Origin of the sequence: Desulfoluna butyratoxydans, from assembly GCF_900699765.1 — a bacterium.
Classification (GTDB): Bacteria; Desulfobacterota; Desulfobacteria; order Desulfobacterales; family Desulfolunaceae; genus Desulfoluna; species Desulfoluna butyratoxydans.
Genome location: NZ_CAADHO010000011.1, coordinates 97,739 through 120,896, shown reverse-complemented (window position 1 = coordinate 120,896; position 23,158 = coordinate 97,739). Strand labels below are relative to the sequence as shown.

The 23,158-nt window shown below is 57.2% G+C and carries 24 protein-coding genes; 11 read left to right on the top strand and 13 right to left on the bottom strand.

Annotated features, from left to right (window positions below; genetic code table 11):
* Window positions 1-24 precede the first annotated feature (24 nt).
* On the top strand, window positions 25-774 hold the full coding sequence (locus MSL71_RS22590; protein WP_180145329.1) for a nitrogenase component 1: 750 nt from the start codon (window positions 25-27) through the stop codon (window positions 772-774).
* A gap of 71 nt (window positions 775-845) precedes the next feature.
* Here MSL71_RS22590 and MSL71_RS22585 read toward each other — a convergent pair whose 3' ends face one another.
* Together MSL71_RS22585 and MSL71_RS22580 are read right to left on the bottom strand one after the other, a co-directional pair.
* On the bottom strand, window positions 846-1,802 hold the full coding sequence (locus tag MSL71_RS22585; protein WP_180145326.1) for an ABC transporter ATP-binding protein: 957 nt from the start codon (window positions 1,800-1,802) through the stop codon (window positions 846-848).
* Window positions 1,799-2,809, bottom strand: a complete 1,011-nt coding sequence (locus tag MSL71_RS22580; RefSeq protein WP_180145324.1) for an ABC transporter ATP-binding protein — start codon at window positions 2,807-2,809, stop codon at window positions 1,799-1,801. Before MSL71_RS22580 ends, MSL71_RS22585 begins: the two co-directional genes overlap by 4 nt.
* Window positions 2,810-3,068: 259 nt before the next feature.
* On the opposite strand from MSL71_RS22580, the gene MSL71_RS22575 reads away from it, so the two are divergent.
* The 5 genes from MSL71_RS22575 (at window position 3,069) to MSL71_RS22555 (ending at window position 9,001) form a co-directional block, all read left to right on the top strand.
* On the top strand, window positions 3,069-4,661 hold the full coding sequence (locus MSL71_RS22575; RefSeq protein WP_218951115.1) for an ABC transporter substrate-binding protein: 1,593 nt from the start codon (window positions 3,069-3,071) through the stop codon (window positions 4,659-4,661).
* 261 nt (window positions 4,662-4,922) lie between these two features.
* Window positions 4,923-5,852 carry an ABC transporter permease gene (locus MSL71_RS22570; protein WP_180145319.1) on the top strand — a complete coding sequence of 310 codons (930 nt, stop codon included), beginning with the start codon at window positions 4,923-4,925 and terminating at the stop codon, window positions 5,850-5,852.
* Window positions 5,852-6,682: an ABC transporter permease gene (locus MSL71_RS22565; RefSeq protein ID WP_180145316.1), complete on the top strand. Its 831-nt coding sequence runs from the start codon at window positions 5,852-5,854 to the stop codon at window positions 6,680-6,682. Before MSL71_RS22570 ends, MSL71_RS22565 begins: the two co-directional genes overlap by 1 nt.
* Window positions 6,683-6,852: 170 nt before the next feature.
* Window positions 6,853-8,418: an amidohydrolase gene (locus MSL71_RS22560; RefSeq protein ID WP_180145313.1), complete on the top strand. Its 1,566-nt coding sequence runs from the start codon at window positions 6,853-6,855 to the stop codon at window positions 8,416-8,418.
* A 127-nt stretch (window positions 8,419-8,545) separates the two neighbouring features.
* Complete coding sequence (locus MSL71_RS22555) at window positions 8,546-9,001, top strand: DUF3592 domain-containing protein (protein ID WP_180145311.1); 456 nt, start codon at window positions 8,546-8,548, stop codon at window positions 8,999-9,001.
* A 289-nt stretch (window positions 9,002-9,290) separates the two neighbouring features.
* Here MSL71_RS22555 and MSL71_RS22550 read toward each other — a convergent pair whose 3' ends face one another.
* The 10 genes from MSL71_RS22550 to MSL71_RS22505 all read right to left on the bottom strand — a co-directional run bounded on the left by MSL71_RS22550 (window position 9,291) and on the right by MSL71_RS22505 (window position 16,275).
* Window positions 9,291-9,638: a DUF3795 domain-containing protein gene (locus tag MSL71_RS22550; protein WP_180145308.1), complete on the bottom strand. Its 348-nt coding sequence runs from the start codon at window positions 9,636-9,638 to the stop codon at window positions 9,291-9,293.
* 133 nt (window positions 9,639-9,771) lie between these two features.
* Window positions 9,772-10,533 (bottom strand): helix-turn-helix domain-containing protein, encoded by a 762-nt coding sequence (locus tag MSL71_RS22545; protein WP_180145305.1) that lies wholly within the window; start codon window positions 10,531-10,533, stop codon window positions 9,772-9,774.
* A gap of 7 nt (window positions 10,534-10,540) precedes the next feature.
* Window positions 10,541-10,987, bottom strand: coding sequence for a DUF6144 family protein (locus MSL71_RS22540; protein ID WP_180145302.1), 447 nt, complete (start codon window positions 10,985-10,987; stop codon window positions 10,541-10,543).
* Window positions 10,988-11,106: 119 nt separating this feature from the next.
* Window positions 11,107-11,787, bottom strand: coding sequence for an HAD family hydrolase (locus tag MSL71_RS22535; protein WP_180145299.1), 681 nt, complete (start codon window positions 11,785-11,787; stop codon window positions 11,107-11,109).
* Window positions 11,788-11,822: 35 nt separating this feature from the next.
* A complete protein-coding gene (locus tag MSL71_RS22530) occupies window positions 11,823-12,188 on the bottom strand; it encodes a hypothetical protein (protein ID WP_180145296.1) in 366 nt (121 codons plus the stop codon).
* Between the two features lie 51 nt (window positions 12,189-12,239).
* A complete protein-coding gene (locus tag MSL71_RS22525) occupies window positions 12,240-12,821 on the bottom strand; it encodes a GNAT family N-acetyltransferase (protein ID WP_180145293.1) in 582 nt (193 codons plus the stop codon).
* A 181-nt stretch (window positions 12,822-13,002) separates the two neighbouring features.
* Window positions 13,003-13,644 (bottom strand): hypothetical protein, encoded by a 642-nt coding sequence (locus MSL71_RS22520; protein WP_180145290.1) that lies wholly within the window; start codon window positions 13,642-13,644, stop codon window positions 13,003-13,005.
* Between the two features lie 249 nt (window positions 13,645-13,893).
* A complete protein-coding gene (locus tag MSL71_RS22515) occupies window positions 13,894-14,706 on the bottom strand; it encodes a glycerophosphodiester phosphodiesterase (protein ID WP_180145287.1) in 813 nt (270 codons plus the stop codon).
* Window positions 14,707-14,818: 112 nt separating this feature from the next.
* Window positions 14,819-15,430 carry a TetR family transcriptional regulator gene (locus MSL71_RS22510; RefSeq protein ID WP_180145283.1) on the bottom strand — a complete coding sequence of 204 codons (612 nt, stop codon included), beginning with the start codon at window positions 15,428-15,430 and terminating at the stop codon, window positions 14,819-14,821.
* 122 nt (window positions 15,431-15,552) lie between these two features.
* Window positions 15,553-16,275 carry a MipA/OmpV family protein gene (locus MSL71_RS22505; protein WP_180145279.1) on the bottom strand — a complete coding sequence of 241 codons (723 nt, stop codon included), beginning with the start codon at window positions 16,273-16,275 and terminating at the stop codon, window positions 15,553-15,555.
* A 239-nt stretch (window positions 16,276-16,514) separates the two neighbouring features.
* On the opposite strand from MSL71_RS22505, the gene MSL71_RS22500 reads away from it, so the two are divergent.
* The 4 genes from MSL71_RS22500 to MSL71_RS22485 all read left to right on the top strand — a co-directional run bounded on the left by MSL71_RS22500 (window position 16,515) and on the right by MSL71_RS22485 (window position 20,027).
* Complete coding sequence (locus MSL71_RS22500) at window positions 16,515-16,985, top strand: MarR family transcriptional regulator (RefSeq protein ID WP_180145276.1); 471 nt, start codon at window positions 16,515-16,517, stop codon at window positions 16,983-16,985.
* A 243-nt stretch (window positions 16,986-17,228) separates the two neighbouring features.
* A complete protein-coding gene (locus tag MSL71_RS22495; protein ID WP_180145273.1) occupies window positions 17,229-17,789 on the top strand; it encodes a class I SAM-dependent methyltransferase in 561 nt (186 codons plus the stop codon).
* Between the two features lie 105 nt (window positions 17,790-17,894).
* Window positions 17,895-18,347, top strand: coding sequence for a hypothetical protein (locus MSL71_RS22490; protein WP_180145271.1), 453 nt, complete (start codon window positions 17,895-17,897; stop codon window positions 18,345-18,347).
* Between the two features lie 333 nt (window positions 18,348-18,680).
* Window positions 18,681-20,027 carry a uroporphyrinogen decarboxylase family protein gene (locus MSL71_RS22485; protein ID WP_180145268.1) on the top strand — a complete coding sequence of 449 codons (1,347 nt, stop codon included), beginning with the start codon at window positions 18,681-18,683 and terminating at the stop codon, window positions 20,025-20,027.
* Here the strand turns inward: MSL71_RS22485 and MSL71_RS22480 are convergent.
* Window positions 20,008-20,451, bottom strand: a complete 444-nt coding sequence (locus MSL71_RS22480; protein ID WP_180145266.1) for a hypothetical protein — start codon at window positions 20,449-20,451, stop codon at window positions 20,008-20,010. The two genes, MSL71_RS22485 and MSL71_RS22480, sit on opposite strands and share 20 nt — an antisense overlap.
* A 154-nt stretch (window positions 20,452-20,605) precedes the next feature.
* Here MSL71_RS22480 and MSL71_RS22475 point away from each other — a divergent pair, with 154 nt between their 5' ends.
* On the top strand, window positions 20,606-23,008 hold the full coding sequence (locus MSL71_RS22475) for a DNA polymerase II (protein ID WP_180145263.1): 2,403 nt from the start codon (window positions 20,606-20,608) through the stop codon (window positions 23,006-23,008).
* Window positions 23,009-23,158 lie beyond the last annotated feature (150 nt).

Genomic DNA, 23,158 nt, shown 5'->3' with positions numbered 1-23,158 from the left:
GGCCGGAATCGAAAGGAGTCTTCCATGCACACCATGTCACGTTTATCCCACTGCTGCGAACCGGGAGCCGTACTCTCCCCCGTCACCGATGCCCTTCACCTGGTCTACGGCGACACAGCTCACAGGACCTGCCCCGTCCCGTTGCATGGAAGAGCCAACCTCAACCAGGCCAAAAAACCCTCGCCCCTGTCCGTGCACCTGACGGGCGTTCGGGGCCTTTCCCAGGAACGGCGCATGCTCTACAGGGGCCTGACGGATCTCATCGACGGCCATCACCCGGCCGCGGCCTTTGTCTACCCCACGGGCAAGGGAGAGCGCCTGGGTGACGAGGTGGACGCGGTGTGCAGTCGGGTGGAAGAAGAGACAGGCATCCCGGTGATCCCCGTGCACTCCGAAGACCTCAAAGGGAAGCGCAAGGCCGCGGATCGTGCAGCCTGCCAGGCTCTGTTCCGGCTCATGGGCACCGGGGACACCGTCGGTATCTCCCCTGCTTCGGTGAACATTCTGGCAGGGCCCGGAAACAGGTGTGCCGCAATGGCCCTGAAGCGCCATTGCCGGGAGCTGGGGACCGAAGTGGTGGCCGTGCTGCCGGGGTGCAGCAGCGTGGCGGAGATCCGCCGCAGCCACGGGGCATCCCTCAACCTTGTTGTAGGCGACGGGGCCATGCTGCAACTGGCCCTTATGATGGAGGTGGAGTACGGTATTCCCCTGGTGCAGGTGTCCGGGGATACGAAGGAGACGGTAAGGGCAGCCCTTGCCGTCATGGAAAGATAGGGCGAACTACGTTTTGGGCGGGAATCGTGCAGGCCCCGTCGGCAAAGGGGCCTGCACCGTTTTTCAGGACATCAGCAATAGTGGCAGGCCGTCTTTCGGCCTGCCTCTTTTGTTTCCAGTTCGGGTTCCACCATGTCGCACCCTTCCTGGCGGTTGGGGCACCGAGGATGAAAACTGCACCCTTTGGGCGGATGGATGGGGCTCGGGACATCCCCGGAGAGGATGATGCGTTCCCGCGGCCTGTCCGGGTCGGGATAGGGAATGGCCGAAAGAAGCGCCTTGGTGTAGGGGTGCTTCGGGTTGGCGTAGACCTCTTGGCAGGTCCCCTCTTCCACCACCTTGCCCAGGTACATGACGGCGATGCGGTCACAGATGTGCTCCACCACGGCCAGGTCGTGGGAGATGATGATGTAGGAGAGGTTGAATTCCTGCTGGATGTCGATGAGCAGGTTGATGATCTGGGCCTGGATGGAGACGTCCAGGGCGGAGACGGGCTCGTCGCCGATGATCATCATGGGGTTCAGGGCCAGGGCCCGGGCAATGCCGATGCGCTGGCGCTGACCGCCGGAGAATTCGTGGGGATAGCGGTTCCCCTGCTCCGGAGAGAGGCCCACCTTATTTAAAAGCCAGGCCACCCGGTCGCTTCTCTCGGATTCGCTGCCCATGCCGTGGACCTTCATGGGCTCGCTGATGGCACGGTTGACGGTCATGCGGGGGTTCAGGGAGGAGAACGGGTCCTGGAAGATCATCTGCATCTTCTGGCGGGTGCGCCGCATTTCGGCAGGGCTGAGGCTGTCCAGGTCGGTGCCGTTGAAGATGAGCTTTCCGTGGGTTTTCTCGATGAGTTTCATGGCGGCAAGGCCCGTGGTGGTCTTGCCGCAGCCCGATTCCCCCACGATGCCCAGGGTTTCGCCCCGGCCCAGGGTCAGGTTGACGCCGTCCACGGCGTGGACCACGTCCTTACAGCAAAAGCCGCCCTTGACGGGAAAATGGACTTTCAGGTTGTCAACGGTCAGAAGGTCTGTCACGCGGCGGCTCCTTTCGCTCCGGTGGATTCACACAGCCAGCATCGCACCGCATGGTCCGGGGACACCTGGAACAGGGGCGGCAGCTCGGCATCGCACCGCTCGCTCCGGTGGGGGCACCGTAGGGCAAAGCTGCACCCCTTGGGAAGATCGTAGAGGCTGGGGACCATGCCGGTGATCTCCGTGAGGCGGCTGTTGCCGTCTGCGTCTTTGGTGCCGATGACGGGCACCGAGTTCATGAGCCCTTTGGTGTAGGGATGGCCGGTCTCTCGAAACAGGGTGCGCGTGGGGGCGGACTCCACGATGCGGCCCGCGTACATCACGATGACGCGGTTGGCCATCTCCGCGATGATGCCCAGGTCGTGGGTGATCATCATGATGGCCGTCTTCTGCATGGCCTGGAGTTTGAGCATCAGGTCCATGATCTGGGCCTGGACCGTGACGTCCAGGGCCGTGGTGGGCTCATCGGCGATGAGGATTTCCGGATCGCACGCAAGGGCCATGGCGATCATCACCCGTTGCCTCATGCCGCCGGAGAGCTGGTGGGGATATTCCTTTACCCGTCGTGCGGGTTCCGGCACCTGGACTTTTTCCAGCATCTCCACTGCTTTGTTCATGCTCTCCCGTTTGGAGACTCCGCGATGGAGGGCGTACACCTCACCGATCTGCCTGCCCACGGTTTTCACCGGGTTCAGGGAGGTCATGGGCTCCTGGAAAATCATGGAAATGCGATCGCCGCGGATTTTTCGCATCTGCCGGGCGGAGAGCCCCACGATGTCTTTGCCGTCGTAGAGGATTTCGCCACTCTCAATGCGCCCGGGAGGTTCCGGAATAAGGCGCATGATGGATTGGGCGGTGACGCTCTTGCCGCAGCCGGACTCCCCCACCACGCCCAGGATTTCGCCGGGGTACATCCCGAAGGAGACGCCGTTGACCGCGTGGGCCACACCTCGCTGGGTGTGAAACCGCGTGGTGAGGTTCTTCACTTCCAATAAATAATCGTTTTGCATGGTTCCCCTGATTGAATGAAAATTGAGCAAAAATTAATACCAGCAAATCATTGTCCATTCAACTCTTAAAAAAAACTCCATCGCCTTTAAACATATACCTAAGCGGATGCTTTTCATTTCTTACGTTCCTTAAGCGGAAACATAAAATCAGATTTAGTATAACTTATTGACAGCCCATTGATGGTGTGGTTCTATTTTTAGTTCTCGTAAAAAACTGTTTTCGAATAATCAGTCACAGTAACTCAGGAGGATCGTTTTGATGAAGAAGATTGGATTGTTGCTGCTTGCCGCAGCGACGGCTCTTCTGGTGACGGCGGGTGGGGCGGCGGCCTCATCCGGCGGGACCTTTGTATTCTGCGCGCCCTACGGCGGGGACCTTTTTTCTCTGGATATGCATAGAACCTCACGGACCCAGGATTACATCGTGGGCCTGAACATCAACCGCAGCCTCTACAAGTGGGACGCGGACCAGAGCAAACCCGTCCTCGACCTGGCCACCGACGCCAAGGTATCCGCCGACGGCAAAACCTACACCTTCAGCCTCCGCAAGAACGTCAAATTCCACAACGGCCGCACCCTGACCGCCGATGACGTCATCTGGAGCTACAACCGCATCGCCCAGCCCGAGACCACCTCTTCCGCGGCCAGCTACATCGCCAACATCGACGGTGCCGAGGCTGTTATCGCAGGCAAGGCAAAGACCATCACCGGCCTGAAGAAGATTGACGACCACACCGTCAAGATGACCTTAAAGCACCCCGTTGCCATCGGGTACTCCCTCTGCAAGGTGGAAACAGCCATCGTTCCCCGTGAGGCCCTCGAAGGCAAAGAAGCGGCATTCGCCACCAACCCCGTGGGTTGCGGCCCCTTCAAGTTCGTTAAGTGGGTGCGCGGCAGCGAAGTGATCCTCGAAAAATTCGACGGCTACTTTGAACCCGGCAAGCCCTACATCGACAAGCTGGTCTACAAGATCATGCCCGAAGGCGCGGCCCGTGACATTGCATTCCGCGCAGGCGAACTCGACGCCAACATCGTGGGGGCTTCCCAGTACCCCATCTACCAGCGCGACCCCGAGATCAAGGACAACATGATCGAGGTGGCCGAGATGTACACCCGCATCATTGGTTTCAACCCCGAGTTCAAGCCCTTTGCCGACAAGCGCGTGCGCCAGGCCATCAACCATGCCATCAACGCCGAGCTCATCATTAAAAAGCTCCTCAAGAACAAAGCGGTTCCCGCCACCGGTTACCTGCCCACCAGCTCCCCTGCCTATGAAAAGGCCATGAAGGGTTACGACTACAACCTGGCCAGGGCCAAGGAGCTGATGAAAGAGGCGGGCTACGAAGACGGCTTTACCTTTGAGTGCATCGCAACGGCCAACAAGAGCTGGGGCGTGGGCATCGTGGAGGCCCTGATCCCCTTTATGAAACGCATCAACATCACGGTCAAGCCCCAGCAGCTCGAAGGCGCCGCCCTGGGCGAGCGCTGCCGCACCGGTAAGTTCGACGCCTTTATCTGGTCCATCGAGTCCGGTCCTGATCCCCTGGAGACCCTGAACCGTTTCCGTTCCACCACCCCGAGGTCTGCCGGCAACTACACCGCCTATGCCAACGCCGATTACGACAAGGCCCTGGACCAGGCTGCCGCCGCCTCCTCCGAGACCGAGAGAATCGAGTGGGTTAAGAAAGCCAACCGCATCCTCTTTGAGGACGCCCCCTTCTGGTTCTTCAACTACAACAAGGCCATCATCGCCTATCATCCCTGGGTTCACGGCATCAAGCCCGTGGCCATCGAGATGATGCTTCAGGACTTCACCAACCTGAAACTCGACGACAGCTCTCCGCGCAAGTAAGCACGGAAGGCCGCTCAAGGGGGAGAACTCTCTCCCCCGATTCACACATGGAACCACAGGGCCTTGCCGGTAAGGCAAACAGGCTCTGTGGTTTTGCCATTGAGTGCGTCACATGGGCACCGCTACACCACAATTTCTCGGAAAGGCCTGCGTCGGCACACCCTGCCCATCGCAAGGCACCAGTGGCCTCGCCGGCATACCTGCGGGGCCATTGATACGCTTTTCGGCACCATTTATTTTTTATCCCAGGTTGTTCAACGTATGAGAGCTTACGCCTTTCGCCGTATTTTACAATTCATCCCCACGATCCTGATCATCTCGGTGATCATGTTCGTGCTGCTCAACCTCCTGCCGGGGAACGCCGCCCTCATGGCGGGCGACCAGCGCAAGGCTCCTGATCCCAGGATCGTCGAGCAGCTCAAAAAAGAGTGGGGCATCGACAAGCCGGTGCACACCCGTTATTTTATCTACCTCAAAGGACTTGTCCGTGGGGATCTCGGCACCTCGTTTCTGCGGCGTGAGCCGGTGAACAAGCTGGTGGGCGAACGCATCTGGCCCACCCTGCGCCTCTCCATTGCCGCCCTTCTCATCTCCGTGGGCATCGGCATCCCCTTAGGCTTTATTTCGGCCCTGAAGCGCGGGACCCTTGTGGACACGGCGTCCATGATCGGGGCGGTTTCCGGGGTCTCCCTGCCCCAGTTCTGGCTGGGGCTCCTCTTGATGTACCTCTTTTCGGTGGTTCTCGGCTGGCTGCCCTCCTCGGGCTACGGCCACGGAAAATTCGCCAACCTCATCATGCCCGCCATTACCCTGGGCATCGGCTACACCGCCCTTCTCGCCCGGGCCACCCGGGCGGCTGTCCTTGAAGTGCTGCACAAGGATTACATCCGCACCGCACGGGCCAAGGGCCTCTCCGAGCTTCTGGTCAACTGGCGCCACGTCATGCGCAACACCATGGTGCTGGTGCTCACCACGGCAGGGCTTCAGTTCGGTGCCCTCATCGGCCAGACGGTCATCGTGGAGAAGCTCTTCTCCTGGCCGGGGCTCGGCTCCCTTCTGGTGGACTCCATTTTTCAGCGGGACATTCCCGTCACCCAGGGCTGTATCCTGGTGATGATCCTTGTCTTTCTCATCGTGAACCTTGTGGTGGATCTTCTCTATTCGGTGGTGGATCCGAGGATTGAATACTGATGGCATTTTCCAAAGCGGCACTCAAAGGCAGAAGCAACCTGATCATCGGCGCGGTGCTTACCGCCCTGGTCATCGGCATGGCGGTGTTCGCCCCCCTGCTGGCACCCTATCACCCCATCAACGACGCAGACCTCATGGTTTCTGAGGAGCCCCCGTCCGCAGATTACCTCTGCGGCACGGACACCCAGGGACGGGACGTTCTCTCCAGGGTGATCTACGGCTCCCGGATTTCCCTGTCCGTGGGGCTGGTGAGTCAGCTCATCAACACCATCATCGGCGTGATCTTAGGGGTCACCGCCGGGTACTTCGGCACCTGGTGGGACGATCTGGTCATGGGGCTCACCAACATCATGCTCTCCATCCCCTCCATGATCTTTGCCCTGGCCATCATGGCCCTTTTGGGCCCGGGGCTGGTGAACGTTTACATCGCCCTGGGACTGACCAACTGGTCTTTTACCTGCCGGATCACCCGGTCCCAGGTCCTTTCGGCCAAGCGCATCGAGTATGTCCGGGCCGCCGAGGCCCTGGGCTACGGCAAGTGGCGCATCATGTTCGGCCAGATCCTGCCCAACGTGGTGGGGCCGATTCTGGTCATGGCCACCCTGGGCATCGCCTACGCCATCCTGACGGAGGCGTCCCTCTCGTTCCTCGGCCTGGGTACCCAGCCCCCCACCCCGAGCTGGGGCGGGATGCTCTCCAACGCCCGGGAAGAATTCTTCACGGCCCCCTGGATCTCCATCTATCCGGGCCTGGCCATCTTCGTCACCGTCCTTGGGTTCAACCTTCTGGGCGACGGCCTGCGGGACCTTCTGGATCCCCATAAGCATTAAACCATGCGAGCCTCCGGCGGCCCTGCCGGGGGCCAGACTGATAACCTGGGTTTAACCCCATTTGGGGTCGTTTCTTCCTTAATCGCACAATGCGGGCTGTCCCTTCTCTAATGCAACAACGGGAACATGGTGCTAAGCTTGTGCTGACAAAACGACCCGCCGGAGGCAACATGAAGCGCGCCATCGTATCGACCAAAATCTACACGGGGGTACCCGATGCCCCCTTTGCAGAAGCCCTTCTCATGGAAGACGGCCTTATCACGGCTGTGGGCACCACCAAAGAGATCATGTCCCGGGTCACCCCGGACACCACCGTCTCTTCCATGTCCGGTCACCTGGTGGTGCCCGGGCTAGTGGACGCCCACTCCCACCTGGCCAGTTACGGCCTGACCCTGACCCGGGTCAACCTCGTGGGCCTGCCCTCCCTTTCCGCCTGCAGAAAAGCCATCGCAGAGGCCGTGGCCCAGGCCGAACCCGGTACCTGGATCATCGGACGGGGCTGGAACCATCACTTCTGGGAAGAGCAGCGCGAACCCACCCGGGCCGACCTCGACGACATCTCCCCCGACCATCCCGTGGTCATGACCCGGGCCTGCGGCCACCTGATCTGGGTCAACCAGAAAGCCCTTGACGTGGCCGCGGTCACCAAAGAGACCGTCACCCCCGAAGGAGGCCAGATCGACCGGGATGAAAACGGCCTTCCCACGGGCATCGTCCGCGAGTGCCTGGAGGTGATCCGGGACCACATCCCCCCTGTCACCCACGAAGAGCGAAAGGCTGCCATCCTGGAAGCCCAGGAGCGTACCCTGGCTTATGGTCTCACCGGCACCCACGTCTGCGAAGAGCTCGTCGACTACCTGGCCTACGCCGAGCTGGAAAAAGAGGGAAAACTCACGCTGCGTGTCTGCCACCTGTTGCCCCCGGAAGACCTGGAAAAAGCCGATGCCCTGGGCATCACCGCGGGCTCGGGCAGCGACCATCTCTGGCACACCCACGTCAAGCTCTTCATGGACGGCTCCCTGGGCGCGGAAACCGCCTGGATGTTCGATGACTACGAAGGCTCTCCCGGGTGTTGCGGCCTGGCCTGCCTCACCACCGAAGAACTGAACACCCAGATTGAGCTGGCCTACAAAACCGGGCGCAGCGTCGCCATCCATGCCATCGGGGACCGGGCCGTCTCTGCCGCCCTTGACGGGTTTGCCGCCATGCGCCAGAAGTACCCCGGCACCCGGCGGGACCGCGTCGAGCATGTTCAGCGGGTCACCGACGAGGACCTGAATCGCTTCAAAGAGATGGACGTCACCGCCTCGGTACAGCCCGGGTTTCTCCCCACGGACTGGAAGACCGCCGAGGCCAAATGGGGACTCCCCCGCTGCCGCCAGGCCTACACCTGGAAACGCATTCAGGAGACAGGCATCCGCATGCAGTTCGGCTCCGATGTGCCCGTGGAGTCCAACGACCCCATGATCGGCATCCGCGCGGCCATGTTCCGCACCGACGCCCAGGACAAGCCCACCGGCGGCTGGTTCCCCGAAGAGGCCCTCACCTTCTGGGAAGCCATCGACGGCTACACCAGAACCGCTGCATGGACCGCTGGTGTGGAGGAAAAGTCCGGCACCATCGAGGCTGGCAAGTGGGCAGATCTGACCATTTTTGACGATGCCTTTGACGAACCGGAAAAGTCCGTCCTCAAAGCCTCTGTGGTTAAAACCATTGTGGGGGGCAACGAGGTATAATAAGCGACCAGGTCGCAGGATACCACCGCACCATGGCAAACAGGGCCATGGCCCCGGGAACTTCAAGGGGCTGGCCCTGCATTCCCTTAGGAATTCTCTCTCAACTCATTTACAGGATGATGGACCCATGACACGACTGGTAATGATCCCCGTGCTTCTCTTCGGGATTCTTTTGCTCTACTTCTCTCAGAGGTCATTTTTTGAATCCTGGGACATCACAAAAAACGCCGAGCATACCTACGGAGAGGTCGTGGATTACACGACCAGTCAATCCGACGGAACCACCTACTACTACCCCGTGCTCACCTTCACCACCCGGGACGGCCAAATCATCACCTTTGATGCCAAATCAGGCAGCTCCAAGCCGAAGTATGCTTACGGCGAGAAAGTTGAACTTCTCTACGACGCCACCAACCCTTCCAACGCCCGTGAAAAAGGCTTTTTCGCCCTTTGGGGCGGTGCGCTCATTGCAGGGGTCATGGGGCTCATTCAGACCGGCATTGCCCTGTTCTTTCTGGACAACCCCTTTGCGTCCAAAGATGACGACGAAGAAGAAGATGATGATGATTACGATGAGTTGTAATCAGGCCCCTGCATCCTGATGGATGCATTCCGGCTCTACCATATAAAAAACGGTTGCTCTCCCAAGGTGCGGGAGGCAACCGTTTTTTATTGTCAAAAAAGCCTCCGGCGGCCAGGTGAGCCACCTTGAACCCAGGGTGCGGATGCGTTTTGCCCCTCGCTTCTCGGGTCAAAGCACATCCGCCTTTAAAGCGACATTCATTCAGACAGTTTTAATCGCGAACTGTTTGAAATGCTTCATTCCGGTTAACGTCAAGCGAATCCTTTTTTGTTCTCCGGAACCGATGACGCTACCTGCCGCCCCCTTGCTTTTGCCGCAAGGCCTCCAGGGCTTCCCCGACAACCGGGGCCTGCGCGATAAAGCCCTTCAGCTTTTCACAGATATAGTCCGGGCACGTTGCGCAGTGAGGCGCCTCCTTTTCCATGGCGCATTTCCGGATTTCACACAGCGATTCGGTGAAGAAAAATTTTTCTCCCTCCGATGTGCATCCCCGGCAGTTGATCTGCTCCGGAGAAATGTCGGTTTTGTACTCAATGGTCCACGCCTCGGCAACCTCTTTGCGCCTGGCATCCGAATCATCCCGGGTCGCTTTATACGCCTCGCATTGCGAGCAGTCCATACCACAACGAGCTATCATTTCTGATCCTTTCATCAAAAAAAAACGGTGCAATACTCCACCCCGAAGTCACGAATATCCGGGCTGAACATCAGTTGACGGTAAAAAAGCGTACCTGAAGGAAAGCAGCGGTGTATTGGAAAAATGGAACCTTTTATGCGGGGGAAAAGTACTCTGCGGGGGTCAGACCGGTGATGCCTTTGAATTCACGGATCATATGGGACTGGTCAAAGTAGCCGCCCTCCTGGGAAAGGTGGCACCAGCCATGGAGGCCCCCTTTTTTGTGCAGGGCAATGGTTTGGTGCAGGCGCACCACCTGCATCAGGAACTTGGGGGAGAGGCCCGTGTCGTGGAGGCAGCGGCGGGTAAAATGCTGCCTGCTCCAGCCAACGGCAGTGCTGACCTGCTGCACTGAACACTGCCCGCCTGCATTGTGGATCAGTCGAAGGGCCTCGGCCAGGGGCCGTTCCGGGGGAGAACAATCGGCCAGCCGCCTGAGGAACTCCTCATTGAGCAGTGCGACGCGATCTTGCGGCAGAGCCTTCTCCGCCAGCTGATCCGACAGAGCATGGGTGGGATCGCCCAAGGCGTCACAGGCGTCCACCATCAGGTCGGTGAAGTGATGCATGGGGGTCTTGAAAAGGGAGGTCGCCATGGCGGTGTGGAATCGCACCCCAAAAAGGTTGGTTTTCCGGCTTTGAACGGGCTTTGTCATGGCACCGACGACAAAACACCTCAAGGGAGCTGCGGGTTCCAGATCAAAAATGATGTCCACGCAGCCGTCGGGTATCACCGGTTTGCGGGCCGAGAGCCGCTCCCTGCACAGGACACGGCAGGACCAGTAGCAATCGATGAGAGACGCAAGGAGAGGATGGGGCCTGTACTCCGCGTATTCCGGGGGTGTCGTCATGGGCATGGGCAAATTACACAACGGTAATTTCTTGAAGACAGATGGTGTCCCCGTTGAGGATGGATTTCTGCAGGGTGACCTTCACCGGCCTGTTGAAGAGCGTTTCAAAAATCTGCCGGGTATACCCGACGGTGCAGTTGCAGAGAAACGGATGGCTTACTTTGCCGGACGTCACCATGCCGCAGGCACACTCGGTGTACTCCAGGTAGATTGTTTCCTCTTTTTTGTAAAGGGATGGCCTGTTGTCATACAGTTTGGCCTTGTAGGTGGCAAACAGGAGATCCATGTCGTCCTTGTGGGCAACGGATTCCCGAAGATTGCGGATCGCTTCAAACCCCTCGGAGGACTTCAGGCAGGCCCTGCCGCAGTTTTCCACGGCTGCTGCGGCATCGGGGCTTTTGCTTGTGCTCAGCTCGCTGAGGATGGTGTTGATCCATGCGGACGGGTCGTTGGATTCCATGATTCTCCCCTTTGTGTTTCCGATGCCGTGGCCCGATGATGTCTCTGGGTACGTGCATCAATGTTCCGTAAGGGGTTCCTTATACCACGATGGCATAAAAAAACAAAAACGCCACCGCCTCAGAGCACATGCCTTAAAACGCCGGACAGGGCTTGAACGGAATAGGTTTGCCCGTAATCTGCTGTTTCCCCGGGTGCCAGCAGGATGGATCTGGCCCCCGCGTTTGCTGCGCAGGCCATGTCTTTTTCTTCGTTGCCCACATAAAAAACGTGGGCAGGGTTTGCGCCAAACGCCTTCATCAAGTTGATGAGCCCCAATGGATGGGGTTTTCTGACCCCCACCTCGCATGACGACACAACGCGATCCATGAGGGGAACCAGCGGCCCCAGATCGTCCATCAGAAAATCTCGGGGCATGCCGTAGGGCACGTCGGAGAGCACGGCCGTAAAGACCCCTGCGTTTTTTAACTCGGTAAGGGTCGTGACCGCAGACGCTTCCACAACGGCCCTTCGCTGAAAGTAGGCAAAGAAGCTGCGCCCAAAGGCTGCCCCGTCCACTCCCAGCACCGTGGCGATTTTCCGGGTGACCTCCCCTTCTGCGACTTCAAAGGTGCGTTGATGGGTCCGCGTGTTGTAAAAATCCAGGATGGAGACGGCCAGCTCCAGATCGGGCGTGGTGACGCAGATACTGTTCTTCACCAGAAAATCGTTGATGGCATCGATGTAATGCTCGCTCCAGCTCAGCGGAATGCCGTCATAGGAAACGAGGGTCTCTCCGAGATCGAATACGACGAGGGTCATGATATCCCCACTGCTCACCCGGAGATATTTCCGGGCTACTGTTTAATACAGATAAACACCGAACCGTTCCTGCTCTCGATGGAAATCTTTCCCATTCGGTGAAGGGCAGCGCATTCTCTTTCACCATCCTGGCGGGACATGTGATCCGTCAAACGGTCCGCGAGCCCGTCGGGATCCAGGCCGCCGCTCTCTTTCAGGGTGCTGAGTATCTTCAACTGGCTGTCTGTAACGGCTGTTTCCGGGTTGCGCTTGTGGAAGGATTCGGCATTGTACGTTGCCCACGGGTCGCAAAAGGCTGCCGGAGAGAGCACATCGATGTAGCAATCTTCACAGAGCATCTCTTTGTTGTGCTCTCTCTCTTCTCCTCGGGGAATCGAGGCGTTGCATTTACTGCATTCCATGGTTTCCTCCGGAAATAGTGATGAAGACACCTTCGCCCGTCTCCGGAAACATCAGGGGCGGGCTTCTCTCTGCATGTAGCGATTTTCCACATCGAACACCTGTGATCTGGCGATAATCTCAAACCCGAAAAGCTCATAAAACAGCACATTTTCATCCCTGTCCGTTTCCAGGTATGCCGTGGCGGCGCAGGCATCCACCTCGTTGCAGAATCGTTGCATGAGGCTTGAACCGATACCCAGCCGGCGGTGGGATGGAAGCACGCCGATGGGCCCTAAATGCCAATGCAGCTCCTTGGGATCCTTCAGTGCCCACTCCCTCAGCCAGACAAATTTTCTCCACCGGATGTCCATTTTTCCGTCGAATTCGGGCGGTCCGTCCGGCAAATCACGGCCCGAGCACGAATTCATCCTCATGACGCCTACGATGTCTCTCTCTTCTTTTGCCAGAAAGACAATGCCCGGTCTCTGGGTCAAAAGGTCGTCAAACATGGCCTCGATTTCGAGGCGTTCCTGTTCGCCGCTGCCCAGGAACACGGCCTGATGAAGGGGGTTGTCGAGCATGGCGAGGCTGAGGACCTTTGCCGCTTTTTTTGCCTCGTTTTTTTGCATCAGCGAAATGGTTATATTGCTCATATCGTTCGCCTTTGTAAAAATCTGTTCGGATTTAACCCGGATATTTCATGAAAAACAACCATTCAAAAGTAAAATAATATGATTTTGGATGGCAACAATAAAAATGTCAGCTATTTTAAAAATGCAAAATGTAAATCAGCGTTTGCTGCTTTCTTATCTCACCCTTCGGGACATATAAGGGTTAAGGGTTTACGGGCTCCCAGATCGATTCATCCGGCCGAAAACCGGATGTCTGGGTCAGCATCGCATAGATAAAGACATCTTCATCCACCCCACTCTCTTTGATTTGCTCTTCAAGGACCATTTCAGTTATCGAGAACATGGAGGTCAAGTCAATGCGCCATGTCTTGTCTTCTTTTCGAAAGGTAAACCCAAAGGGAGCCTCCCCCTCTTCATTAACGACATGGGTTTCTGCAACATTCTTTTCAATGCTTGAGACGGTTATCTCCAGGTTTGAAATGCTTTCTTTGCCGATCCACCCATTTTCAACGGCGTAAATAAACAGCTCTTCCCCGTTCATTTCCCTCAACTGTTGATTGCTGATGGAGTGACGGGCCATGGTAACGATCATCTTCGTGCCGAATGACATATTCTTTGTCTCGGATTCCGATGCCGTCATGACCTTGCCAAGGATGTCATCATAATAGGCCCTTGTGTTGGAATCTACGTAGAAATATGCCGTAAACCCGTCCTGGTTGAGAAGTGCCGATTTGTATTGCTGAAATGACTCTTTAACCAAGGGGGTCTGATCCACTTTACTGCAACCGGAAAAAATAATTGTCAACAATACGGCTGCACAGATCATTTTTACCAATGACTTCATCGTGTCTTTCTCCTTAAGCGGTCGAATCACGGGTGGAAAATCGGGCCTGAAAAAAGTGTGGAGACAACGTGTCTGATTGAAGGGGCATGAACATGGAAATTCTGAAGGGTTGAGTTTTAATGCATGACTCCCCTCAATAATAAATCAGGCTTAAGAATTCATGTATCATCGATAAGAACATAGTTCCTATGCCTGTGCAAGGGCAAACTCGCTCTTTGAGAAGCAGTAAAACCCTACTTTACAGGCACATCACAAAGAAGGATTGCCGCCCACCTTGTCGGAGATCACCACCCCTACCCCTGCGGCCACCGCCTTTTCCATCTCCTCGGGTTCATCCACGGTCCAGGCGTTGACCCGTTTTCCCAGGAGTTTTGCACCCTTCATCCAGATTTTTTCCCCGGATCCGGGCTTGGGAAAGAGCGTTATTTCGGGATGGAGGGTGTCTGCACCCGCCAGGAATCCCTTGATGCCGGACCGGTTCAGCAGCGTGTTGATCTTGAACCGCCATCTTTTTTTGTCTTCGATCCGTACCGTGCGGTCGTTGAGTCGAAACAGGTAGGCCGTCTCGATGGTGCGGTGAAAAAAGCGTGTGGTAATAAGGGTGTTCAGGTCAAAGGAGGAAAGGATTACCCGGTCGTCGATGCCGTGATGGCGGATGATATTGACGGCTTTTCGAGCGGTGTGGCAGATAAAACGGTGGCTTGATTTGATCTCTACGTTGAAAATACTCTCTTTCCTTGATGCCATGAACCCACAGGCGTCGTGGAACAACGGGACCTCTATCCCCTCTTGCCTGGCCGCGGCCCGAAGCTCAGCCAGTTCTTTTTCCCAGGGGAAAAACCCGAGCCTTGCCTTGCAGAACCAGCGGTTGATGACAATCAGCTTGCCGTCGGCCGTGGACTCCACGTCGATCTCAATCCCGCGGGCACCCCGCCGGAAGGCCTCTTCAAAGGCTTCGAGGGTATTTTCAGTGATATGGGCGTGTCGGACGCCTCGATGGCCCAGAATGACGGGGGTGTCCGGGCTCTCTTCTACCAGTTTGTCGATAAGGGTGCTTCTCACGGCCGGATGCCTTTACACTGTGGGCAACCCTGGCTGAAGAAGACGATGTCAGGGGTGCCGGGTCAATAGGAATAATGAATCGGGAAAAACAGATCAAGAAAAGGCCGGGGCCTTACCCTTTCATGGTGTCGATGTGCATCTCAAGGAGGGGATAACCGTCTTTGGTCAGGCCCATAATGGATTTATCAAGGATCCACATCTCCACGATACCCCAGGTAAAGGAGACCAGGGAAATTCCGCACAACCTGGGATCCAGGCCGGGCTTCAGCTCTCCGGCCTCGGCAAGGGCGGCGAACACCTCGGTGACGTTGGCGATGCCCTCCTCGGTATTGAGCTTTTGGGAGGTGAGAAACGAATGCATCTCGTCGGTGTACTCCACCTTGTACTTCAGGACACGGTAAAGCCTGGCATACCGTGTGTTGGTCTCCAAAAGGGCCAGGTAACTGTGGAGGGCTTTCAGCACCGTCTCCCAGGTGTGGGGTTCTGAATCGGTGAGTTTGAATCGCCGGTCGTCGATGGTGCCTTTGACCCAGTCGCAGCACTGGGCAAGGATGTCCTCTTTTCCCTGGAAATGCCAGTAGATGGCACCCCGGGAGACTCCTGCCTCATCGGCGATGTCCCCCAGGGTGGTCCGGGAGTAGCCCTTGAGGTCAAACAGAGTCAGGGCGGCATCCATGATGCCGAGCCTGGTTTTTTCAGCGTCTTCTTTGGTTTTACGTGCCATGCAGCGGCCTCCTGATGTTTTGGGTCTTGTAACATATCCGGCGAATCATTTCATCCGTCAACAGGCATCGCTTTTCTATAAAGGGACCGGGGCGACGAGACCGCGGTCCCGAATCCTTCGGTTTACAACAGGGTCACCACCACCCCCAGGTGACCGGCCACAATGTAATCCTCATTGACAATGGGGCTGTTGTGGATCTCATCGCCGAAGTACTCTGCCTTGACACCTCCCACCATGTTCAGGTTGGCTGTGAGGGGCACGTCAAACTCCATGGCAACAAAGCCGCTGACGTCGGCCTCGGGTTTGTATGCTTTGCGGAAGTCCGTGGCCTCATTTTCCCGCACACCGTAGTAGTAATCCACCTGTTTGCCGCTGCGCCAGGTGCTCCCGGCCGACGGCACCAGGGTGAACCGCCGGGTGCGGATGGGCATCAGGTAAGCCAGGGTCGCTTCCCCGCCGTTGTATGTATCCGATGCGTCCAGGCTGCCGCTGAGCTTGATGCCGCCCACGGGGCTCCAGTATGTGATCCGTGCCCCGGCTTCGATGGCCTCCTTTCTCTCGGCCATGCCTTCAAGGTAAGGGCTGTCCGAGGCCTCGTACCCGTTGATCCCGCGTGCAATGAATACGTCGAGGCGGCACTGCTCCATGTTGATCACCTTGACGCCCGCCTTGATGCCTTCCACGAAAAAGCGACGGTCTTCGCCAAAAATCAACGGCATGGGCAGGTAGCGCTTGTCGTTTTCCAGGTCTTTGTAAAGCCGTGAGGAGGCCGCACCTCCGAATCCGATACTGAGCTTGCGGCCGTCGTCGAACGCCTGGGCCCCACCGGCCCACAGCAGGATCATTAAACATACCAGGACGCCTCGCACACGATAATTGTTTACTTCTTGCATTGCATAACCTTTCTTGGGTGATGTTATTTATACATTCATTAATGTATGTAAAATGTGCGGCAGTTTATATACACTCGTGTATGTATGCGTCAAGGGCTTTCAACGGACGCCCCTGTTTTTTCACGGCAACAGGAGTTTCCATCCCCCTTCCGTGTATTGACAAACCTGTTTAGTGACTATACAGTCAGGCCATGGACTCAGACTACCTTTCAACAAAATTTGCGGCCTTTGATGCCATCTTTCACCGGGTGATGAACAAGATGAAACGCATCGAACAAAAGCCCCGTTATTTCGGGACGGACATTCTCCTGTATCCCTCGGAGATCCACACCATTGAGGCCATTGGCAAGAACCCCGGCATCAACGTCACGGATCTCGCCGCCCTCCAGGGCGTCACCAAAGGGGCGGTGTCCCAGGTGATCCGCAAACTGGTGGATAAAGAGATGGTGATCCGTATGAAAGATGAAAAGTCGGACCGGGAAGTCCTGCTCGTGCTCTCCCCCACCGGCAAAACCGCCAACGCCGCCCATCAGAAGTTTCACTCCCGTATAGACCCCATCCTTCTGGAACTCATTGATGAAGCCGACGAAGAAAAGATCGCCTTTACGGTGTCGGTATTTCAAGCCATTGAGCGGTTCTGCGACCAGGTCCTCAGCGAATAACCCCCCCCCTCCCCCCCCCCACGCTTCAAGCCTTCGTTTTATCCCTCCGATTCCATGTGTTGACGTGCTGTGTCGATCCCAAAGGGCGCACGCGAAACGCAGGCCCTTGGCGCGTCCTTTCCCCCTTTTGCAGACTCCCGCTTAAAAAAAATGAAAATTGGGTTGACAGTTTTGTTTAGTAGCTATACCGTTTGTTTAAAGTTTAGCACCTAAACCTTAAACCCATCTGCAAAGGAAACCGCCATGAACACTAACGTATGCCCTTTCTGGGTCGGATACCTTCTTTTAAACCCACTGCGGAAAAGACTTCAGAATCCGGACAACCTTTTAACCCCGTACGTGAAACCCGGCATGACCGTGGGAGACATCGGCAGTGCCATGGGGTTCTTCTCCCTTCCCATGGCCCAAATGGTCGGGCCCACCGGGCGGGTTGTCTGTGTGGATATTCAGGAAGGAATGCTTAAAAAGCTAAAGAAGCGCGCCATCAAAGCCGGGGTGGATGATGTGCTGGAATATCGGGTCTCTTCCCCCACGTCCCTCCACCTCGAGACCCCCGGTCGACCCTACGATTTCCTGCTGGCATCGGCAGTGGTCCACGAGGTCCCCGACGCAAAGGCTCTCTTTGAAGAGTCGTTTCGGGTCCTCAAACCGGGGGGGCGACTGTTGCTCTCCGAACCCGCCGGTCACGTTTCCCAGGCAACCTTTGATCGCGAAGTGGCCGCAGCCGAAGCGTGCGGGTTCCACGTTCTCAGCAACCGCCCAGGGCGACGGACCCTTGGGGCGCTATTTGAAAAAGCAGCCTGAGCCTTTTTTTTACCCTTATTGTTTAGTATCTAAACTCAAAGAGACGGAGACACGGGCAGGGGCTCCACGGCCCTTCGAATCTCCGCAATTCACAGGAGGACATCCATGAAAAGACTGACACTCAACAAACACCTGTTTCTCACTGCAGCCATGCTGCTGGCGTTTTTTGCCTTTGCCTCCCCGGCGTCGGCCGCAGGGTTTGATTTTCTCTTCGGCCCCAAGGCGACCCCGGGAACGGAACTCCATGCCCTGGGATCCCGGGCCATGGAACGCAATGAAGGAGGCGTCACCTATTTTACCAACGGAAAGGGCCGGGTTCTTGAGGTCAGGGCACGCCGCGCCAAGGACGGCGCCCTTCGCGTGGCCGTCGGCCGGACCTACATACCGGAAAATTATAACGGCAGCCGTACTGCGGAAACCCTGTACCGGCGCCTGGGTCGACTGGCAAAAGAAAACAAAGCCATCAAGGCGGGGCAATACACCCTCATCGACGAAGAGAACGGGTGTGAAGCGTACCAGTACGGGGAGATGGTGGCCAACGCCCTGGATAAAGAGTAAGCCTGCGGCCAACACAGCCCACGGACTTGATTCACGGGGCACATGTCCAGGCTAGAACGGATCTGTCTTGGCCGCCGGTTCGTTTAAAAATCTCCAGTGCATCCATCGTGAACAGTCCAAAAACACAGCCCGATTCGACGACACGGCCGGATCGGGTTTTGTTGTTTTGTTTTCCACAATATGGAATATCAATATATAAATCCCATATTGTGTTGCAGTGTGGGTTTTCCCGTGCCATAGTAACGGCGTTTTGCAGAGGGACATCTCCCCTGCCCGGCCTTTTTTATTGCCGGGCAAAAACCATGACACACCACAGACATCAGGAGGATGACGATGAATGGTAAAGCCCTTATATTGAAAGCTCTCAACCACGAAGAGGTCCCCCGAACGCCCTGGGTGCCCTACACCGGGGCCCAGATTGCGAATCTTAAGGGGTATGCTGCCGATGAGATGTTTCAGGACGTCGACAAACTCGTGGCGTGCCTCCTGGAAGCCGAGGCCCAGTATGCGCCCGACGGCCTCCCTGTGATGTTCGATCTGCAGGTGGAAGCTGAGATCCTCGGGTGCGATCTGAAGTGGTACCCCAACACCCCGCCCACGGTGAGCAGCCACCCCCTGGCCGATGAATTCACCATCCCCACCCGTCGCCTGACCAGGGAGGATGGCCGAATCCCCATCATCATGGAGGCCACCCGCCGCCTCAAAGAGATGAAGCCAGACATCGCCCTGTACGGACTGGTCTGCGGCCCCTTTACCCTGGCGTCTCACCTGCGCGGCACCAACATTTTCATGGACATGTACACCGCCCCGGACCAGGTCAAGGCGCTGATTACCTACTGCGAAGAGGTGGTCAGCGAGTATTCGGAATTTCTCGTAGAGGCCGGATGCGATGTCATCGGCGCGGTGGATCCCCTGGTCTCCCAGATCTCTCCGGCCTCCTTCGAGCAGTTTTTAAGCGAGCCCTTTGCCGCTTATTTCAAGAAGCTGCGGGACCAAAATATTCCTTCCACCTTCTTTGTGTGCGGGGACGCCACCAAGAACATCCCGGCCATGTGCGCCACCCGGCCCGATGCCATTGCCATTGATGAAAACGTGGACATCGTGGAAGCCAAAAAGGTGACCGACGAACACGGGGTCCTGATCTCCGGCAACCTCCAGCTCACCATCACCATGCTCTTCGGGTCCCAGCAGGACAACCAGAAGGCGGCCATCGACCTCATGGACGCCCTGGGGACCAAGGACTTTATCCTGGCCCCGGGCTGCGACGTGCCCTTCAACGTGCCGCCGGAGAACATCGTGGGCATCGGCATGGCCGTCAACAACAAGGAAGCGGTGCGAAAAGCCCTTGAAACCTACGTGAAAAAAGAGGACCTGCCGGACATTGAGCTGCCCGACTACCAGAGCCTTGATCACGTCCTCATCGAGGTGGTCACCATCGACGCCCAGACCTGCGCGGCCTGCGGCTACATGCTCGCCTCGGCCCAGGACGGCTCGGCCTCCTTCGGGGACAAGGTCAAGGTGGTGGAACGCTCCATCATGTATCCGGAGAATGTCTCCTTTATGGGAAAGGTGGGCCTTGAAAATGCACCGGCCATGCTCATCAACGGAGAGGTCAAACACGTCTCCCTGATCCCCACGCGTGAAACCCTGGAAGCGGAGATCAAGGCCGCATTGGGTTAAGGTGTCTTAGCGCCTCCATATCCAGTTCCGCCCCTCCGGAGTTCATCTCCGGAGGGTAGCTCCCCTTCCTGAACCCCTCCATCAAAAAAGCGGCTTCGTGTCCAACGGTGGACATGCGGCAATCCCTGAACGAAGAATAGATGCTGTGGACGTTGGCGCACGGTTCCCGGGAATCCAGCAGCTCCTGAAGTCGCGAAAGATGCTCCTTTGTCAGCCAGGTGTCCGGTATCTCCGGCACCACAACGGTGGGACAGGGATCGTCTTTTTTTGTTTGTAAAAACGCCAGAAAGGCAAGGGGGTCTTCGCGGGCCCAGTCAAACGATTCGTGTGAATGCGTTGCCCCCATCTGTGTTGCACAGGATGCGAGCATCACCGTAAAGACAATAGCCGAAAGAATCAGGGGAAGGTGTTTGGATCGGGGCATGGTGTTTTCCTGTGTGCGTTTTTGGTGAGAACAGTTTAGTGTGTTGGCAAGGCAACGCAGGGCGCACACCGCGCAGCCGTTGCCGCCACAGCCCAATGGACCATAGAATCCAGGGAAATACAACGGCAAAGGGACAGGTTTAAGGGAACGGTTTATGGAGTCGCTTAAAGGGTACATACTGACGCGCGAAGGGGTGGATGTTCGTGACTCTCATCATCTCCGGTATGCCGGAACCAGCGACCGGGGGCCCTTTGAAATCACCATCACCACCCATCGCCCCCTGTTTTTTCTCCTTCGGGGAACCCCGCTTCCCACGGGCCTCCCGTCATGTGAGCGGCGCGCCGTCGAGTTGACCGATTTTAAAGGCCGCCCGGTGGATGCCCTCTATTTTGAAAGCCGAAACGCCCACTACAAAGCCCGGAAGCTTTTTGAGGAGTCGAGCATCCAGACCTTTGAAGCGGATGTCTACCCCGAGGACCGCTACCTCATGGAGCGGTTTATTTACGGAGGCGTGGAGATCCATGGCCCCTCAAGGATTCAGGACGGTGTGATCCGGTTCACCGACCCGGTCATCCGCCAAGCCCACGTGGCCCCGATTTTTTCCGTTCTTTCCCTGGACATCGAGACCGGCCAGCGCGGCGAGCTCTACTCCGTGGCCTGCCACTTTACAAAACCGGTGGCAGGCGGCGTTGACGAAAGCCAGGTTTCCGAAGGCATCGTCCTGATGCTGGATCCAGGATCGCAACACCGAAACACTGCTGCTCCCCGCCTTCACGGCAGGCTCCCGGGTACCCCGTGCGAAGCTCTTCCCGGCGGGGGCGTGATGCACCGTTTTCCTGACGAAAAGGCACTCCTCCACGGATTTTTCAGGGTGTTGAAAGAATTGGATCCGGACATCCTCATTGGCTGGCACGTCATCGGCTTTGACCTGCTCTTCCTTGAGGCAAAGTGCAAAAAACTGAAGATCCCTTTCTTGATGGGGCGAAACCAAAAACCGCCAAGGATCCGCGAGGTGCGCAAAGGCATCTACCGGGTCGAGGCCTGCGGCAGGATTGTCGTGGACGGTCCCCCTGCCCTGCGGGGCGCCTTTTACACCTTTGACAACTTTCGACTGGAGACCGTGGCCAAAGAGCTTCTGGGCACGGGCAAAGAGATCGGCGAAGACGTCGACAAGGTGGCGGAGATCGAGCGCCGGTTCCGGGAGGACAAGGTGGCCCTGGCCCGCTATAACCTCTTGGACTGCACGCTGGTGACGGATATTTTCGGCAAAACCGGCCTCATCGACCATCTCTTCAAGCGGGCCATCATCAGCGGCCTTCCCATGGACCGGGTGGGCATGTCCGTGGCGGCCTTTGATTACTTTATGCTGCCCCAGGTCCACCGCAAGGGGCTGGTGGCCGCCAACGTCCGGGACGTGGAGAGCGCGGGCCACGCCAAAGGAGGTTTTGTTTTCTCCAGGGAGGCGGGTTTTTACGAGCATGTGGTGGTGCTGGATTTCAAGAGCCTGTACCCCTCCATTATCCGAACCTTTCATATCGATCCCCTCTCACGGCTCCGGGCGGAGACAGACCCTGTGTCCACCCCTCCGGGCATCGATTTTTCCCGGTCCGAAAACGTGTTGCCCGGTTACATCCAGTCCCTCATGGAGAAAAGGGAACAGGCCAAAAAAGCCGGGGACCCGCACCTCTCCCAGGCCATCAAAATATTGATGAACAGCTTTTATGGCGTCATGGGAACCCCGGGGTGCCGTTTTTATCACCCGGATCTCCCTTCTGCCGTCACAGGTACCGGTCAGTGGGTCCTGAAGACCACACGGAACCATCTGGAAGATCAGGGTTACCAGGTGATCTACGGGGACACAGATTCGGTGTTTGTCTGCCTCAAGGCCTCGGAAATCGCCGAAGGTGAGGACGCTCCCAAGGCGCTTGTGGCAAAGCTCAACGCCTTCATGGCCCGAACCATCCAAGACATGTTCGGTGTGGCCTCCCGGCTGGAGCTGGAATTTGAAAAGCATTTTACCCGTTTTTTTCTCCCCTCCTTACGGGGCGGCGGGGAGAGCGCCAAGAAACGCTACGCAGGCATGGTTCGGTCCGGCGATACGGAAAAACTTGTCATCACCGGTTTGGAATTCGTGCGCTCCGACTGGACCCGCTTTGCACGGGACCTCCAGTTTGAGCTGTTTCAACGGATTTTCAACGACGACGAGGTGGAGACCTGGATCAAGCAGAAGGCAACAGACCTCAAAAACCACGTCTACGACGCGGACCTCATCTACCGCAAGCGCCTCACCAAGCCGCCCGGAGAGTACACCAAGGCCATCCCGCCCCATGTTAAAGCCGCCCTTCTCCTGGGCAAGGCCGGTGAAAACGCCCGGGAGAGCCGCTACGTCATGACCCTTCGGGGACCGGTTCCCGTTGAACTCCCCCACCCCGACCTCGACTACGGCCACTATATCGAAAAGCAGCTGATCCCCATCTTCGATGCGGTGATGATGTTCTTCGGCACCTCCTTCCATGAGATCATCCACGGTCGCCAGCTGAGCCTCTTTGACGATTGATCTATTTAAATAAAAGCACAAAAAACAGCCTCCGGCGGCAAGGTGTGCCACCTTGAAAGCAAATTACCGCCGGTATTTGCCCCTCGTTCCTCGGGTCAAATCCCAGCGGTATTCTGGCGAACCATTGTGTGATTATTTGTTTCCGACAGC